The organism is Mesorhizobium australicum WSM2073 (assembly GCF_000230995.2).
Taxonomy (GTDB): Bacteria; Pseudomonadota; Alphaproteobacteria; order Rhizobiales; family Rhizobiaceae; genus Mesorhizobium; species Mesorhizobium australicum.
The window spans coordinates 2,461,245-2,477,404 of sequence record NC_019973.1 but is presented as its reverse complement, the minus strand read 5'-3'; the positions used below and the strand labels follow the sequence as shown (position 1 = coordinate 2,477,404).

Sequence of the window (16,160 nt, the reverse complement as noted above, 5' to 3'; positions counted from 1 at the left end):
CGCTAAACAGGCATAGGAAACAAAAAGTTAATTTTCGAAAGAGGCGGCAAGAATTCACGCCATGGTTGCAACAATTTTCAACACTACTGAAAGCTTCAGAACGGCGCGTTAAACTTTCCAGCTTATGCATTTTCCTCGACGTATGACTGAGGCCAGCGACATACCGCAAAGGCGGACCTTCGCGCGGATCGGCACCTTGATGGCCGAACGGCGGGGGCTGGTGCGCGACTATTTTTCGGCGATCAGCGGCGCCGGCGGGCGACTGGTGTTTTCACTCGCCTATTTCATCGCGCTCGCCAATACGCTGTCGATCGCAGAGTTCGGCATGTTCGCCACCGCCTCGGCGGCCGGCGTCATGCTGTCGAGGCTTCTCGCCTTCGGTTTCATTTCGGCACTCTACCGCACCGCCACCATCCGCCCCAATCTGATCGGCACGTTCACAGCGGGTTTCCTGCTGCTCGGCGCCGTCTCGCTGCCGCTTTTGGTCCTGGCCTCGTTCGGCGTCTACCTGATCTTCTTTGCCGGCACTGTGCCGCTGTCGGTATTCACGGCCATCGTTTTTGCCGAGGCACTGCTGTGGCGGCCGGTGGAAGTGGCGCTGATCGTCAACAACGGGCTGGGCAAATTCGGCCGTGCAGCCGTGCTGGCGATCCTGGCCACCGCACTGCGGGCGCTTGGCGCGGTGTTGTTCATGGTCTCGCCACAGCATGGCATTTGGATGTGGTCGTGGTTCTACATAGGGGCCAACGCCGCCTCGCTGCTTTTGGCTTTCGGCTGGTTCTATCCACGCCAGCGGCTGCGGCTGCGCATCGAACTCTATCTGCGGCGGCTCGCCGATTCCATCTATGTGGCCGGCGCCGAGGTGTTGTTCTACCTGCAATCGGAATTCGACAAGCTGCTGGTGCTGGCGATCGGCGGCCCGCATTTGGCCGGCATCTATGCCATCATCATGCGGCTCGTCGACCTGACGGCGATCCCCATCCGTACTTTCTCCATGATGCTCGTGCAGCGCATGATGCGCGCGCCGGAGCTGCTGTCGCGCCTTGCGATAAAGAGCGGCATCGAGGGCGGCGTGTTCCTCGTTTCAACGCTGGCGCTGGCAGCGCTTGGCATCGTGCTGCATTTCTTTCCCAACGCGCTCGGCAGGAATGTTTCCGAGGCCGCACCCCTGGTGGCGCTGGCGATCTGCGTGCCTGGACTGCGCAACCTGGTCGAATATCAGGCCGAGCTTCTTTTCGCGCGCGGCCAGACGCTGGTGCGGGCGCTCAATCTCGGCCTGCTCGCCGCCCTCAAGGCGCTGCTGCTGACCTATGTGCTGACCACCATTTCCGAAACATCTGATCTGGTGCTGTCGCTCAACATTGTCTTCCTGCTGCTCTACCTCGCGTCCATGCTGCTGACCTATTCGGCGCTGCGCAGACCGGCCAAGGCAATCTAGGACAAATCAGCGATCAAGCCCGATCAGGCGTCGGATCCGGCCTATATCGGTGCCGATAAAGGACTGCATGCCGATCGCCACCTGCTCTGGCGCCATGCCGGCGACGAAGCGGCGGAACTCGTCGTCCGACAGCGCCTCGCCCGTCCAGTGGACGCGGCAGAATTCTTCCGAACCGTGGAAGTGGCCGGCTCCGTCCAGCAAATCGTCGACGTAGCGTCCGTAGATCATGCATTCGGAGAATTTGCGCGCCGAGCCGATGACCTCGACCCAGTCGCGGCCATGGACCTTTTCGATCCGGCCGCACATGGCAAGCACCGTGTCGCGGCGCCATGCGATCAGCGTCGAGATATAATCATGGACCGATGTCCGGGACGAATCGATGCCAAGCGCCGTTCCGGCATTGCGCGACCACAAGCGATGCTCGTCATGGCCGTCATCGGCGAGCACGCCATCCCGGCGAAACAAACGCGCCTTGCCATCGCGCCAGAAGGCACCGCAATCGAAGGCCTTCAGGAAAGCGACGTCGGAATCGCAGAAGATCAGCACGTCTTCCCCCGCGTGGGCCGATATGGCGATACGGCGCAGCTGCTGCACGTGCCAGCCACGCAGCGGCTGGGTCTTCAGGCTGAGCCAGACGCGGCGGCGAAACAGGCTGAGCGGATCGTCGAAGGCGCGCAGCCAGCGCGGCAGGAGATCCCGCTCATCGACGACCGAACGGCGGCTGGTCTGCAACTGGCGGAAAAGCGCAAGATCGCGATGTTCGACCAGAATGTAGTGGTGCGCGGCACCCGAGACATGCCGGTCAAGCGTTTCGCACAGCAGTCGGCAGCGTTCGAAATCCGGGGCGTAGCTTGCCGTCACAATCGCTGCTGTCGGCGCCTTCGGCAACAGGCCTGGGCCGGCCAGCGGGTCTGGGACGAACCGCTTGTTCAACGAAACTCTCCGGGAGCATCTGCGACGGCCTCGGCGCCGCGCGCCCATTTCTGTTTGACGACCCGCCACAGGAACAGGGGGTTGCCGACCACGTAGCGGCGCCAGAGCCGGCCGGGCTCGACGGCCAGCCGGAACAGCCATTCCAGCCTCAGGCGGCGCATCCACAGTGGCGCGCGCGGCACCGAGCCGCTCAGGAAATCGAGCAGCGCGCCGACCGCGATCGGCAGCGTGCAATGGCGTTCGTCGATGTGACGTTCAATCCACAATTCCTGGCGCGGCACGCCCATCGCGACCAGCAGCATATCAGGCCGTAGCTTTGCGATCCGGTCGATGATCTCCGGCTCCTGCGCGGGGGAGAAATAACCGTCGTGAATGACCACGAAGTTGTGCTGTACGGCAAGCGCCGCCAGCTTCACGGACGCCGCCTCGGCGTTGACACGGGTCGCTCCGAGCAGCCCCACCGTCAGCGGCCTCTTGGAAGCCTGCAGGAAGGCCGGCACGAAGTCGGTGCCGTTGAGATTGTCGGGAAACGGCGCGCCGTAGAGAAGCTTCGCGGCGAGATCGACGCCGATGCCGTCCGGCAGGATGAGGAAATCGTCGAGCGCCTCGGCGAACACCGGGTCGGTGTGGGCGATATTGGCATTGTGGGCGTTGAGGAAACTAACCTTGGTGAAGCGCCGCTCGGCGATCAATCGGTTCAGCAAGGCAATCGCATCGTCCCAGCGGATCGCCAGCACCGGAATGCCGAGAATTGCCTTCAGGCTGTCAAAGCCGAACGCGGCACGGGCGGCGTGCATGTTCATGCAAACACCTCCTGCCGCACGGCGCCGATTTTTTCGAGACCGACACGAACCGCGGCGTCGAGCGCCTTGACCTGCCGGCGATGGAAGGTGCTGCCATCGACATCGTTGATGTCGGCCGCGGCTGCCTCCAGGGCCTTGGCGAAGCCGGCCGGATCGTCGGTGACGACGCAATTGTCGGGGCGATGACCGATACCGCGCAGCGACCGGCTGGTGGCGACCGAGGGCAGGCCAAGCTCGAAGGTCTCGATGGTCTTCAGCTGCACGCCGCTGCCCGCGGTGCTGATCAGCGGGATGACGGCCGCGCCGCGCACGAAAGCCCTGGCATCCGCGACACGGCCGACAAACTCGACGCCCGGATGCGCGGAGGTGACGCTGGAAGGCATGTGACCCGCTATGCGGATGCGGAAACCAGGCCGCAGATGCGGCACCACCTTACCCAGGAACCAGTCGAGGCCGATGCGGTTCGGCTGCCAGGTCCAGGTGCCGATCAGGGCCGCGTCACAGTCGATCGCGCGCCGGCCGTTCCGGACTGGCGCCGTGGCGCAGGTCACCAGCGGCAGCACCGCCGAACGATCATCCGAGGCGACGCCAAGTGCCCCGCGATCCTCCTCGGCCAACGTGAAGACAAAACGCGCGCGGCGGCAGAGGCGCTCTTCGACCAGTTTGAGCAGCCTTGCCTCGCGCCGAAACAGCAGGCGCTGGAAAATGCCGGCGGCGGCAACGGCGTTCTCCCGCGCCGAGAGATGCTCGACATTGTGGGCGACGAAAATCGAAGGCCGGTCTTCGAAGACCCGTTCGAAAGCACCGGCGAACTGCACGGAATTCAGCACATAGCCATCGAACGGACCGGCTCGTTCGAGGGCGGCCTGAACATCGTGGCTGGACACCGCACGCAACTTGACCGACGCGAAGGTCAGGCCTGAAAACATCGCCTTGCCGACCCAGACAAGCTTTTGCAGCGGCGAAGCACTTTCGGTGCGCACGTCGACCGCCCCCAGCACCACGGTATTTTCGGGATCGGCCGCGGCTTTTCCGGGCCAGGTGAAGCCGACGACCGTGACGCGCGCGCCGGCGCGCCGCAGGGCGGCGATAATCGCGGCGTTGGCTATCTCGTAGCCCGAGGCGAGAGCACCGTCGGGCACGATCGATGTGGCGAACAGCAGATGCATCTTACCTATCCTGTGGTGTAGCCGGTAGCAAAGCGCGGTGAACCCTTGATTAAACGAGCACGATCAACGCCCCAAAACCCACGTCTGGCGGGCCTCTCCGTGCAAGGTGATTAACGAAACCTTATCATCGTGGTGCTACCAGAACGCGACTCACGACGCGGCTGGACACGGATGATCCCTTTGCCATTGGACGGTTCGGTATCGATCGCGGGACGATCTCGCCTGCTCGACGTGGAGGCCGTCGAAGCGATCGTCACCTTGCCGACGTTCAAGCGGCCGCAACAGGTGCTGGAGACACTGGCGTCGCTTCGCGCGCAGCAAACCGACAGGCGCTTTGCCGTCATCCTCATCGAAAACGAGGCCGAGGCGCGGGAGGGCGCCAAGGCGGTGCTGCCGCTGTTCGAGCGCGGCGAGATACCGGGCATGGTCATCATCGCGCATGAGCGCGGCAATTGCAGCGCCTACAATGCCGGCTGGCAGACGGCGATCCTGCAGTTCCCAAACTTCAAGCATCTTCTGGTCATCGACGATGACGAGACCGCCGATCCGCAATGGCTGGAGCGGATGTGCCACGCCGCCGAAACGCTCGCCGCCGACATCGTCGGCGGCCCGCAGGTGCCCGTTTTTGCCGATCCTGCCCATGCCAAATGGGCCGAGCATCCCGTCTTCGCACCCCCCTACCGGGAGACGGGACGGGTGCCCGCGCTCTATTCGTCCGGCAATCTTCTGGTCGGGCGCAACGTGCTGACCGCGATGGGGCCGCCCTTCCTCGATCTCAGATTCAATTTCATGGGCGGCGGCGATTCCGACTTTCTCAGCCGGTCGGCGCAACGCGGCTTCGTGCTGGGCTGGTGCGCCGAAGCCAAGGTGCGGGAGACCGTTCCGGCCAGGCGGGTCGAGACCGACTGGATCCGCGCCCGCAGCCTGCGCAACGGTGTCATCTCGACACTGGTGGAAAAGAAGAGGCGCGCCGGCATGCCGTTCGCCGGCGCCAAGGTATTCGCCAGGAGCCTGGCGCTGCTTGCCGCCTCGCCGCTTCGCGGCATCATGCGGCTGGCGCGCACGGGATCCCCGGCGGCCGCCATCTACCCCGTCCATGTGGCGCTGGGCCGCGTGCTGGCCGAATTCGGATATGCCAATGAGCAATACCGCCAGCCTGAGAAGAACTGAGCGCGCGCCGCTCAGCGCCGCGTTCACGCGCGGTGGCGTGGCGACCGCGATCGCCGCGCTGCTGTTCACCGTCATCATGGTGTCCTTCCGCCCGTTCCAGCCGGCCGGCGCCGAACTCACCGGCGAAGGGGGCGACATCGTCAATCAGCTCGGCTTCGGCTCGCTCGGCGGGATTTCGATCTTCGCGCTGATGGCCTTCGCCGATCCGCGCGTCGTGCGCTCGCTGCTCAGCCCATCCTGGATACTGATGCTGGGCTTCTTCTTCCTGTCGGTGGTGCTGGCGACCGATCCGCCCTCGGCAATGCGCGCGGCGTCCTTCACCATGATCGGCATCCTGACGATGGCAACGATCCTGGCGCTACCCCGCGACGCCGAGTCCTTCTCCAGGGTCATCATCTTCACCGCGGTTGTGGTCATGGGCCTGTCCTATCTCGGCCTGATCGTCTTTCCGCACGAGGCGATGCACACGGCTGACTCGCAGGAGCCCGAACATGCCGGCCTGTGGCGCGGGGTGTTCACCCACAAGAACATCGCCGGCCCGATCATGGCCTGCTTCAGCTTCGCCGGGCTTTATCTCTACCGACGCGGCCAGCGCTGGTGGGGCGCGGGTATCTTCTGCGCGGCGATGATCTTCATGCTGCACACCGGCTCCAAGACCACCGCCGGGCTGGTGCCGTTCTCGATCCTGATCGTGATGTTTCCGAGTCTGATGGGCATGCGGCTCGGTACGCCGATCCTGTTCATGCTGGCGATCATCGCCACGGCGGTCGGCACGCTGGGCATCGTCTTCCTGCCGCCGGTGAAGCATCTGGCGGCCATCTACTTCCCCGACCTCACCTATACCGGCCGGACGACGCTGTGGGAGTTCGCTGGCTCGATGCTGGCGAAGAAGCCGTGGACCGGCTACGGTTATGAGAGCTTCTGGGGCACGCCGCTGCTGCTCAACCAGGACCAACCCTTCGATCGCCCGTGGGACATCAGGACCATCGTGCACGGCCATGACGGCTATCTCGACATCGCCGTGCTGATGGGCATCCCTGCCCTTTGCGTGGCGGTCTACACCTTCCTCATCGCACCATTGCGCGACTATATGCGCATTCCGCAGCGCAAGGAGAACATCTATCTCGGCGATTTCTTCATGATGGTAGTGCTGTTCACCGCACTCAACGCCTTTCTCGAGAGCTTCTTCTTCCATCGCGGTGATCCGGTCTGGCTGTTCTTCGTGCTCGGCGTGCTGGGCCTCAGGCAAGTGTCGTTGCGGCCGATCGCGGTGCGCACGCCTGTTCAGCGGTCCTGAGAGGGCTTCCCCACCGACCCGCGAGCGTCTATGTCATGGCCTTTCCTCGGAGGGCTCTCGATGACGATCAGGCTTGTTCTCGCCGGTTGCGGCAATATGGGTTACGCCATGCTCTCGGGCTGGCTGAAGTCCGGCAAGCTTGCACCCTCGGCGGTTTTAGTGGTCGAGCCCAATGCCGAGCTGCGCGATCGCGCAGTGGCTCTTGGCTGCGGCTCGGCAGCGGATGCCGGGGCCATTCCGGCGGATGCCGTGCCCGATCTGGTCGTCATCGCGGTGAAACCTCAGGTGATCCGCGACGTCACCGCCGCGTACAAGCGCTTCGGCGATGGACGCACCACTTTCGTCAGCATTGCCGCCGGCACGCCGTCCGCCACCTTCGAGGACATCCTCGGCAACCGCGCCCCCGTTGTGCGGTGCATGCCCAACACGCCGGCGGCCATCGGCAAGGGCATGATGGTGGTGTTTTCCAATCCCCTGGTTTCCGCCGACGCCAAGCGCTTCGTCGCCGACCTTCTGTCGGCCAGCGGCGAAGTGGCCACTATCGACGACGAGGGCCTTATGGATGCGGTGACCGCCGTGTCCGGATCGGGTCCGGCCTATATCTTCCATTTCATCGAGGCGCTGACGGTGGCCGCAGAGAAGGCCGGCCTGCCGGCGGCGACCGCCAGGCTGCTCGCCATGCAGACCGTCTACGGCGCGGCCTCGCTCGCCGCCGAAAGCCGCGAGGACCCGGCTATGCTGCGCAAGCAGGTGACCAGCCCCAACGGCACAACGGCGGCGGCGCTTGGCGTGCTGATGGGCGATGACCGGTTGACCAATCTCCTTACGCAAGCGGTGGAAGCGGCGCGGCTGCGGTCGATCGAACTAGGGAAATAGAGCAGACTCCCTAGGCCAGATCGGTATGCGAGAAGTCGTTGCCTTTGTAGAGCAGAGCAGAGCCGCGGCCCTTTGCGCAAGCATAGGACAGGCAATCGGCCAGGTTGAGTTGGGCGGGATGCCCGCGTCCTTTTCCATAGTCTGAAAAAGCTTGGACCGCGAGCTTGGCGTCGCCGGCGTCGATGGGAACGATTTCGATTTCGGCCTCGCGAAGAAAAGCCTCTATCGCCACTTCAGCGACGAGCGGCTCGACCGCCAGCATAGTTGAAAGCCGCATAGCCGCTTCGAGCACCACCAGCGCGGAAGTAATCCTGCGAGGTGCTACCGCGATGCGGTTGCTCCACTCGCCAGCATCTCCTTCTCCCGAAAGAATTGCGACGACCACCGAGGTGTCGACAAACATCAGGAGTGGCCCCACATCTCATCGATCTCATCCTTGTGTACGGGCCGGCCGCCCTGGCCAGCTCTGGCTTTGAGTTCATCGGCGATGGCAGCCAGCCGCTGCGCCAACGGAGCGCGTCCACTTTCCCGTTTCAGTTCGGACTCAAGAGCTTCGATCACCGCCTCGGTCATCGAAATCTTGCGTTTGGCGGCGAGCCGCTGTGCCAGTTCACGTGCACGCGGGTCCCTGATCTGGAGGTTCATTGGTCGATCCTCGGCGTCATCTGCCATTACAATATAGCGCATCTGTCATGACAGCGCCACAACGGGTTTGTTTCCGTACAGCATCTCGTCCTGCAGGCGGCGCAGCGCGAACAGACTGGTCGTCCGGTCTGGCGCTGCATTGTCGGTGGTCAGCAGTGCACCTTTCCTGACCGGCTTCAGCACCTTGCCGCCCTCAAGCAGGCCGACCGGCACGGCGCGCTGGGAACGCGCGTCGCCGACGGTCATGGTCCAGGAGCGATAGCAGGTCTCGCCGATCGCATCGAAGGTCTCGCCGGCGGCGAGATCGCGCTTGGCGACGGCGCAGACCTCGGCAACCGGCCGCGGCAGCGGCACCATGTCGGGCTTGCCGAACAGCACGATGCGAGCGGCCGTCAGCGGCACCTCCAGTGAGGTCAGATGGTAGGGCCGGAACAGGCTGTAATAGGGACCGCGGCCGATATGCAGGTCGTCCATGCGTTCGATGATGCGCGGATGCGTCGCCTCGACGATGACGAAGACACCGGGCGCCACACCCTTGCCGATGGTGTAGTCGACGACGCCTTTTTTCAGCAGGAGGCCACCATCCTCGCGCGGGATCAGCACCTTGACGAGGTCATCGCGGTCAGCCTTGGGACCATGCATGCCGGGCACGTCGGGCACCAGCCCGGTGGCATTGGCGATGGCGCACATCTCGACCATGGTCTTGGAACCGTCGACGAACTCGACCAGCATGCGCGGGTTCATGTTGCGGCGGGTCGCTTCCTCGCGATAGTCGTCGGGCACCGCGTTGTGATTGAGCGGGTTGTTCTTGCCCTTGCCGGCCGAGACGATGGTAAGGCCGAGTGCGGACGCGAACTCGATCAGTTCCATGCAGCTCGACGGCTCGTCGCCGGCGCCGACCGAATAAACCACGCCAAGCCGGTCGGCCTGCTGCTTGAGGTAACAGCCGATGGTGACGTCGGCCTCGACATTCATCATCACCAGGTGCTTGCCGTGCTCCATCGCCATCAGGTCGAAATCGGCGGCGACGCCCGGCTTGCCGGTGGCGTCGATGACGACATCGATCAGTGGGTTGGTGACCAGCATCTCGTTCGAGGTGATGGCTATTTTTCCAACCTCGATCGCCGCGGTGACTTTCGACGCGGTGTCGGCTTCGACCGCCATCGCCTCGTCACCGTAGGCGATGCGGATGGCGTCACGCGCGGTGTGCGGGCGCCGGGTCGAGACGGCGCAAACCGCAATGCCGGGCATCAGCATGCCTTGCGTGACGAGGTCAGTGCCCATTTCGCCGGAGCCGATGATGCCGATGCGCACCGGGCGGCCCTCGGCGGCACGTCTGGCGAGATCGCGGGCAAGCCCGGTCAAGGCGACATTGGTCATGCGGGATGTCCACAGCTTCTTGGTCTGGACGCGAATTAGCAGGGACCATTCCCCTGTGCCAACAAAACCGCTCGCGACCGGCGATTTCCAACGAAAATGACCCGTGACAAGCGTCGTCGCCTTGGCTGATTGGCCCAAAGGCTTGCCAATTGACATTGTTGCGAACAGTCTCAATAAAACATTCGTTTGCCAACAAAGGCAAATGTTCATCGAGACAACCGCTCGGAGGGGCACTCGTCTCGCGGCATCTGGGGAGTGCCTTTGCGCTGAGGTGGCGGCAGAGGCTGAGAGAAAGGAGCACCGCGAAGCTTTAGGCTCGGGGCTCCAGGGGAGGAAGAATGGATACTCTACTCGCTGGCCTCAAGGGGGCCATCGACACGCTCGGCGCGACAATCCTGCTGCCGATCGTCATTTTCATCATTGCCGTGGTTTTGGGCGCCAAGGTCAGCAAGGCCTTTCGCGCCGCCGTCACCATCGGGGTCGCCTTCATCGGTATCAACCTTGTGCTTGGCCTGATGTTCACGTCGATCGGCGACGTCGCCAAGGCCATCGTCACCAACACCGGCATTCATCGCGACATTATCGACGTCGGCTGGCCCTCGGCGGCCGCCATCGCCTTTGGCTCCTCGGTCGGGCTTTGGGTCATCCCGGTCGGCATCCTGGTCAACATCGTGCTGTTGCTGACGCGCATGACGCGCACGCTCAATGTCGACGTCTGGAATTTCTGGCATTTCGCCTTCGTCGGCTCGCTCGTCGTCGCCGCCACCGACAATCTGGCCTACGGCATTGCCATCGCGGCCCTGGTTGCGGCGCTGTCGCTGCTGTTCGCCGATTGGTCGGCGCGCGCGGTGCAGCAATTCTACGGCGTTCCCGGCATTTCGGTGCCGCATCTCGCCTCGGCGCAAATCCTGCCGATCGCCATCATCCTGAACTGGATCATGGACCGCATTCCCGGCATCAACCGCATCAACATCAACACCGAAACCATCGAGCGCCGCTTCGGCGTGTTCGGCGAACCGGTCGTGCTCGGCCTGATCATCGGCCTCGTGCTCGGCGCCATCGCCTTCTACAATGCCGGCGATCCCGGCACGGTGCTGGCCAAGGTGCTGGGCACCGGCATGACACTTGCCGCGGTTATGCTGCTGCTGCCGCGCATGGTGAAGATCCTGATGGAGGGCCTGATCCCGGTTTCCGACGCGGCGCAGGAGTTCGTGCGCAAGCGCACCGGCGATCGCGAGCTTCTCGTCGGCCTCGATTCGGCGATCCTGATCGGCCATCCCGCCGCGATCTCGTCGTCGCTGATCCTGGTGCCGATCGCGATCATCCTGTCGGTGATCCTGCCGGGCAACCGCGTCATCCTGTTCGCCGATCTGGCGGTCATCCCGTTCATCGTCGCCATGACCGCGCCGCTGGTCAAAGGCAATGTGTTCCGCATGGTGGTGATCGGCACGGTGACCTTGGCGATCGGCTTCTATGTCGCCAACGCCCTGGCGCCGCTGTTCACCAGTGCGGCCGTCGCGTCGGGCTTCAAACTGCCGGCGGATGCTTTGCAGATCACCTCGGTGGTCGACGGCTTCCTGTGGGTACCCTATGTGATCATCGAGGCGATCCAGGGACTTGGGCTGATCGGCATCATCGTGATCGCCGTGGTCATAGCGGCGCTGTTCGTGCTCTATCGCCGCAATCCGCTCGGCTGGGAACGGGCGGCGGGCGCCGAGGACGAGCCGGCCGAAGGCACGGCCTGAACGCAAGCGTGCCTTCATCTGAAACGATCGTGCGCCTTCGCCGGGCGCTCGATTTATCGACGGAGCAAGACATGTCCGACGCCCTCATGCAGCTTCTGGATCCCGAAGCGATCGTGCTCGGGTCGGACGCGTCGACCAATGAGGAGATCATCCGCGTCCTGGCGGGACGGCTCGAGGCCCTTGGCTATGTCAAGAGCTCCTATGCCGACGCGGTCGTGCGCCGCGAAATGACCATCCCGACAGGATTGCCGCTGGAACGCGCCGACAATGTCGCGGTGCCCCACACCGATCCCGAGCATGTGCTGAAGCCCGGCATCGCAATGGGCACGCTGAGAAAGCCGGTGATCTTCGCCAACATGGAAGACCCCGACGAGAAGCTGCCGGTGGGTTTCGTCTTCCTGCTTGCGATCAATGACAAGGACAAGCAGATTGAAGCGCTGCAGTCCGTCATGGCAACGATCCAGAATCCAGATGCATTGGACGGCTTGAGGTCGGCCAGGACGCTTGACGACGTGCGCACCGTGCTCGGCTGATAATCAAGGGAAAGCAAAGATGGCCAGACAGAAGACAATTCTCTTTGCCTGCGGCACCGGCATCGCCACCTCGACGGCGGTCAACGTCGCCGTCACCGAGGCGATGAAGATGCGCGGCCTTACCTTCAACGCTCAGCAGGCCAAGGCAACCGAAGTGCCGGGGCTCGCCGACAGCGTCGACTTCATCGTCGCCACCACGCCGATCTCGGCTTCGGTGACCAAGCCGGTCATCAAGGGCCTCGCCTTCCTCACCGGCATCGGCAAGGACAAGGTGCTCGACGAGATCGAGGCGCAACTGCGCAAGTAGGTCGCGGACAATGCGGCCTTCGGTGGGCTTGGCTCAGACCACTCTGACGTAACTCGTCATGCCCGATTTCTGGTGCTCGATGATGTGGCAATGCAGCAGCCAGTCGCCGGGATTGTCGGCGACGAAGCCGAGGCTCACCTTCTCATTGGGCTGGATGAGATAGGTGTCCGAAATCAACGGCTGCACCGGCCGCGTCGAGGATGACAAAACCTTGAAGCTCATGCCGTGCAAATGCATCGGATGCGATTGCGGCGTCAGGTTTTCCATGTCGATGACATAGCTCCTGCCGAGCTTCAATTCGGCCAGCGGCGCGGTTGGATCGGGCGTATCGCCCGGCCACGGCACCTTGTTGATCGCCCAGAAACTGTAGCCGAGCGAACCGCAGATGCTGTCGCTCGGGACGTTCTCCGCCGTGGCGCTGAGCGACAGGGAGATATGCTGGGCCGAGCCGAGATCCACTTCCGCCACCGGATTCACTTCCAGCGGCGCAACGTCGCGAACGTCCCGCTTGAGCGAGTTGCCCGTCGCGCGCAGCGTCGCCAGCACCTTGGGCTTGGTTCCCCTGACGTCCCGCAGGCTGACGGTCGCGCCCTCATCGTCAGGCATGCGGATGGCGAGTTCCATGCGCTGTCCCGGTCCAAGCAGCAAGGCATCGGGCGCAAAGCGCTCCGGCACCGGATTGCCGTCCAGCGCCATCACCATCGCTTCGGCGCCGTCGACGCGAAAGGCATAGATGCGGGTGACATCGGTAATGGCGATGCGCAGCCGCACCAGCCCGCCGGCGGGCGCGTCATATTGCGGCTGATCGAGCCAGTTGGCGGTACGCACCGTGCCGTAAGTGCCGGTTCTCGCGGCATCGCGCGGCCGGAACTGGTCGATGAACTGGCCGTCGTCGCCAAGGCGCCAGTCGCGCAGGTTGAGGACAAACTCGGCGTCGAATTCCGGATCGTTCGGGTTTTCAACCACGATCACGCCGGTCAGGCCGTGCCCCATCTGCTCCAGCGTGTTGCAGTGCGGGTGATACCAGAAGGTGCCGGCGTCGGGCGGCGTGAAGGCATAGTCGAAATGATCGCCGGTGTAGACGTAAGGCTGCACCAGGAAAGGCACGCCATCCATCTTGTTCGGCAGGCGAATGCCGTGCCAGTGGATGGTCGTCGGATCATCGATGGCGTTGTCGAGGCGCGCGGCGAAGGGTTCGCCTTTTTTCATCCTGAGCACCGGCGGCATTCCCGCTTTGCCGTAAGTCAGCACATTGTTGGTCTGGCCGACATCCATCAGCTTCGCCTGGATTTTCGCCGTCCGCAGCACCACTGGCTCAGGCGCGGACGCCGCCCAGCCGCCAATCCTGCCCATGGCGGCAAGCCCGAGCCCGCTCGCACCGGCAACGGCGGCAGTTTTCAGCAGTCCGCGGCGTGTAAATACGGTCATGTCGCACTCCAACGGAAAAGCTGACTGCTCTCCGCAACTTTGCCGTCATAGCCGGACACGCATGCCTTGCCAACGGCCCAGTCGCGGCCGCCCCCCTCCTGTCAGTGCAATGAGGCCAGCAGGGCGGGACACATTCTGGTCGATGGCGGCTGGTCGGTGCCTTGCGGCGGGTCTATGCCTGATCCACGCTTTCCAGGAAGCGGGCGAAGATCGGGTTGAAGCGGCCGGGAGAATCCCAGAACGGCGCATGGCCCGATTTGTCGAGCAGATGCGCCTTGCCTTCCCACAGGTTGGAGAACTTGACCGCTGAGACAAAATCGGTGTTCACGAAAGGCTCGTCGATGCCATTGAGAACGGCTATCGGAGGCGTCTTGCCGGCGACGATCTCGCGCTGGTTGCGGCCTGTGCCGGCCGCGAATTTCTCGAACATCAGGCGCCGCGCCCGCCCGTCGGTGCGCGCCACCGTGTCGAGGAGGAACGGTTCGAACGGTTCCCCGCAAGTGCTGCGCGCATAGGCCTCGACATCAGCGGCGGTGAAGGCCTCTTGTCCGGCAAGATGCATATGCGGACTCGACTTGAAGCCGTTGCCGACCTCCTCGGGCGCTACAGGCGGAGTGCCCGATATCATCAGGCCAAGCAGGCCAGGATAACGGTCGATCATCTCCAGCCCGATATGACCGCCGAGCGACCAGCCGAAGACGATGCCCTTGTCGATACCGAGCAGGCCGAGCACTTCGGTCATCGCATCGGCATAGCCTTCCATACTGTAGGAGCGGTCCGGATCGATCGCGTTGCCGGAAGCGCCGTGGCCCGGCAGATCGGGGGCGATCATGTGGTAGCGCTCGCCCAGCGGGCTCTCGAGCTGGTTGCGGAAAACGGCACCGGAAGACGAATTGCCGTGGATCAGCAGGACGGCGGTGCCTTTGCCGCCGGTCTCGCGAACGGCGATCCTGCCGTGACTGGTTTCAAGGGTCTTCTGCGCGATCGTCATCTTTGGCTCCGTCTGGAATCGCCCTGTTTCGAAGCAGTTGCACAACAAAGCGCCGCCGCCTCCCCTAGCCCTGCCATAACATTTTCCCGGTCTCGTGCCGTTGAAAAATCCTTTTCAAATAACAACAATTGTGCGTAGATTGTCAATTATCCAACTCCCGATGAACGGGAGGAAAACAGGGAACGGCACGATGAAATCCAAATTCGCAGGCAACAGACTCCGCCATATGCTGATGACCACGGCCCTGATCGCGGCGTTTGCCACGGCAAGCGCCCCCGCTTTCGCCGATGTCGTCAAGATCGGCCTGCTGGCGCCGATCACGGGCCCTGCCGCGGCGGACGGCCAGGAATTCCAGCGCGGCGTGCAGATGGCAATCGATGAGGCGAATGCCGCCGGCGGCGTTGCCGGCAACACATTCGAACTGGTGGTCGGCGACGTCAAGGATCAGTCCGCCGGCAACGTCACCAGCGCGGTCGAGCGCCTGCTTGGCGATCCCGGCGTGCAATTCATGCTCACCGGCTACGCCAGCCTGACGAATTTCGAGATCGACAACATGGCCGAGGCCGAGATGCCCTACATGCTGGCGGCCACCTCGCAGCAGACCAGGGACATCATCGCGCCGAGCCCAGACAAGTACATGTGCTGTTGGTCGCTAACGCCGTCCTTCGACGCCTACAACACCGACGTCACCTTGTTCGTCGAGAAACTCGCGGCCGACGGCAAGATCACATTGCCGACCAAGAAGGTCGCCATCATCTCCTCCGACAACGCCTATTCGAAGACCATCTCGGAGGGCATGAAGAAGACTTTCAAGGAGAAGGGCTGGACTATCAGCGTCGATGAGATCGTGCCCTTCGGCGAAGTCACCGACTGGCGTTCGATCCTGGCCAAGGTGCGCGAGAATGTCCCCGATGTCGTCATCAACACCGACTATCTGCCGGGCAATTCGGCGTCTTTCCTGAACCAGTTCCTCGAACAGCCAACCAAGAGCCTGGTCTTCCTGCAATATGCGCCGAGTGTTCCGGAATTCGTCGAACTCACCGGCAAGAAGTCGAATGGCGTCATCTACAATCTCCTCGGCGGGGCGCTGACGACGCCGAAGAACCCGCGCGCCGATGAGGTGGCGGCCAAGTTCAAGGCCAAATATGGCGTCGAGAGCGGCACCTATGGCGTCGGCCTCTATGAAATGACCAACGTCTATTTCGACGCGGTCAAGAAAGTCGGCGGCGCATCCGACCACGCCGCGATCATGAAGGCGCTGTCGGAGACCGACAAGCAGGTCGCCGAAGGCCGGCTGAAATTCGATCCCGCCACGCATCTCGCCACGCAGGGCGACGACTATATCCCGATCACCTTCTTCCAGATCTGGGACGGCCAGCGCACGCTGATCTCGCCGGAAAAATACGCCACCGGTGCCTTCAAGCCGCAGCCCTGGATGCAGTGAG

At 63.3% G+C, this 16,160-nt stretch carries 16 protein-coding genes; 8 read left to right on the top strand and 8 right to left on the bottom strand.

What is annotated here, in order from left to right; translation table 11 throughout:
• Positions 1–142 precede the first annotated feature (142 nt).
• Positions 143–1,438, top strand: coding sequence for a lipopolysaccharide biosynthesis protein (locus MESAU_RS11940; RefSeq protein ID WP_015316293.1), 1,296 nt, complete (start codon positions 143–145; stop codon positions 1,436–1,438).
• Positions 1,439–1,444: 6 nt separating this feature from the next.
• Here the strand turns inward: MESAU_RS11940 and MESAU_RS11935 are convergent, their stop codons facing one another.
• From MESAU_RS11935 to MESAU_RS11925, 3 genes are read right to left on the bottom strand one after another with little or no spacing between them, the layout of a single operon-like run.
• Positions 1,445–2,371, bottom strand: coding sequence for a DUF6492 family protein (locus MESAU_RS11935; protein ID WP_015316292.1), 927 nt, complete (start codon positions 2,369–2,371; stop codon positions 1,445–1,447).
• Entirely contained in the window at positions 2,368–3,174 is an 807-nt protein-coding gene (locus MESAU_RS11930) for a WecB/TagA/CpsF family glycosyltransferase (RefSeq protein ID WP_015316291.1), read from the bottom strand. The genes MESAU_RS11935 and MESAU_RS11930 overlap by 4 nt, the downstream gene beginning before the upstream one ends.
• Complete coding sequence (locus MESAU_RS11925; protein WP_015316290.1) at positions 3,171–4,343, bottom strand: glycosyltransferase family 4 protein; 1,173 nt, start codon at positions 4,341–4,343, stop codon at positions 3,171–3,173. The genes MESAU_RS11930 and MESAU_RS11925 overlap by 4 nt, the downstream gene beginning before the upstream one ends.
• Positions 4,344–4,514: 171 nt before the next feature.
• Between MESAU_RS11925 and MESAU_RS11920 the strand changes: the two genes are divergently transcribed.
• From MESAU_RS11920 to proC, 3 genes are read left to right on the top strand one after another with little or no spacing between them, the layout of a single operon-like run.
• Positions 4,515–5,513, top strand: a complete 999-nt coding sequence (locus MESAU_RS11920) for a glycosyltransferase family 2 protein (protein WP_015316289.1) — start codon at positions 4,515–4,517, stop codon at positions 5,511–5,513.
• Entirely contained in the window at positions 5,482–6,810 is a 1,329-nt protein-coding gene (locus tag MESAU_RS11915; RefSeq protein ID WP_015316288.1) for an O-antigen ligase family protein, read from the top strand. The genes MESAU_RS11920 and MESAU_RS11915 overlap by 32 nt, the downstream gene beginning before the upstream one ends.
• Before the next feature lie 60 nt (positions 6,811–6,870).
• Entirely contained in the window at positions 6,871–7,686 is an 816-nt protein-coding gene (proC, locus tag MESAU_RS11910) for a pyrroline-5-carboxylate reductase (RefSeq protein WP_015316287.1), read from the top strand.
• Between the two features lie 10 nt (positions 7,687–7,696).
• On the opposite strand, the gene MESAU_RS11905 is transcribed toward proC, so the two are convergent.
• The 3 genes from MESAU_RS11905 to MESAU_RS11895 are packed head-to-tail and all read right to left on the bottom strand — an operon-like array spanning position 7,697 to position 9,711.
• Positions 7,697–8,089 (bottom strand): type II toxin-antitoxin system VapC family toxin, encoded by a 393-nt coding sequence (locus tag MESAU_RS11905; protein WP_015316286.1) that lies wholly within the window; start codon positions 8,087–8,089, stop codon positions 7,697–7,699.
• Positions 8,089–8,331, bottom strand: a complete 243-nt coding sequence (locus tag MESAU_RS11900) for a type II toxin-antitoxin system VapB family antitoxin (RefSeq protein ID WP_015316285.1) — start codon at positions 8,329–8,331, stop codon at positions 8,089–8,091. The genes MESAU_RS11905 and MESAU_RS11900 overlap by 1 nt, the downstream gene beginning before the upstream one ends.
• 45 nt (positions 8,332–8,376) lie before the next feature.
• Positions 8,377–9,711 (bottom strand): NAD(P)H-dependent oxidoreductase, encoded by a 1,335-nt coding sequence (locus MESAU_RS11895; RefSeq protein WP_015316284.1) that lies wholly within the window; start codon positions 9,709–9,711, stop codon positions 8,377–8,379.
• A 338-nt stretch (positions 9,712–10,049) separates the two neighbouring features.
• Between MESAU_RS11895 and MESAU_RS11890 the strand changes: the two genes are divergently transcribed.
• The 3 genes from MESAU_RS11890 (at position 10,050) to MESAU_RS11880 (ending at position 12,296) form a co-directional block, all read left to right on the top strand.
• On the top strand, positions 10,050–11,456 hold the full coding sequence (locus tag MESAU_RS11890; protein WP_015316283.1) for a PTS galactitol transporter subunit IIC: 1,407 nt from the start codon (positions 10,050–10,052) through the stop codon (positions 11,454–11,456).
• Positions 11,457–11,527: 71 nt separating this feature from the next.
• The gene (locus MESAU_RS11885) at positions 11,528–11,989 is read left to right on the top strand and encodes a PTS sugar transporter subunit IIA (RefSeq protein ID WP_015316282.1); all 462 of its coding nucleotides are present in this window, start codon (positions 11,528–11,530) and stop codon (positions 11,987–11,989) included.
• A 19-nt stretch (positions 11,990–12,008) separates the two neighbouring features.
• Positions 12,009–12,296, top strand: coding sequence for a PTS sugar transporter subunit IIB (locus tag MESAU_RS11880; protein ID WP_015316281.1), 288 nt, complete (start codon positions 12,009–12,011; stop codon positions 12,294–12,296).
• Between the two features lie 33 nt (positions 12,297–12,329).
• Here the strand turns inward: MESAU_RS11880 and MESAU_RS11875 are convergent, their stop codons facing one another.
• Both MESAU_RS11875 and MESAU_RS11870 read right to left on the bottom strand, forming a co-directional pair.
• Positions 12,330–13,724, bottom strand: a complete 1,395-nt coding sequence (locus tag MESAU_RS11875; RefSeq protein ID WP_015316280.1) for a multicopper oxidase family protein — start codon at positions 13,722–13,724, stop codon at positions 12,330–12,332.
• 172 nt (positions 13,725–13,896) lie between these two features.
• Positions 13,897–14,715, bottom strand: coding sequence for an alpha/beta fold hydrolase (locus MESAU_RS11870; protein ID WP_041163341.1), 819 nt, complete (start codon positions 14,713–14,715; stop codon positions 13,897–13,899).
• A gap of 190 nt (positions 14,716–14,905) precedes the next feature.
• Here MESAU_RS11870 and MESAU_RS11865 point away from each other — a divergent pair, with 190 nt between their 5' ends.
• On the top strand, positions 14,906–16,159 hold the full coding sequence (locus MESAU_RS11865; protein ID WP_015316278.1) for an ABC transporter substrate-binding protein: 1,254 nt from the start codon (positions 14,906–14,908) through the stop codon (positions 16,157–16,159).
• Position 16,160: the final 1 nt, after the last annotated feature.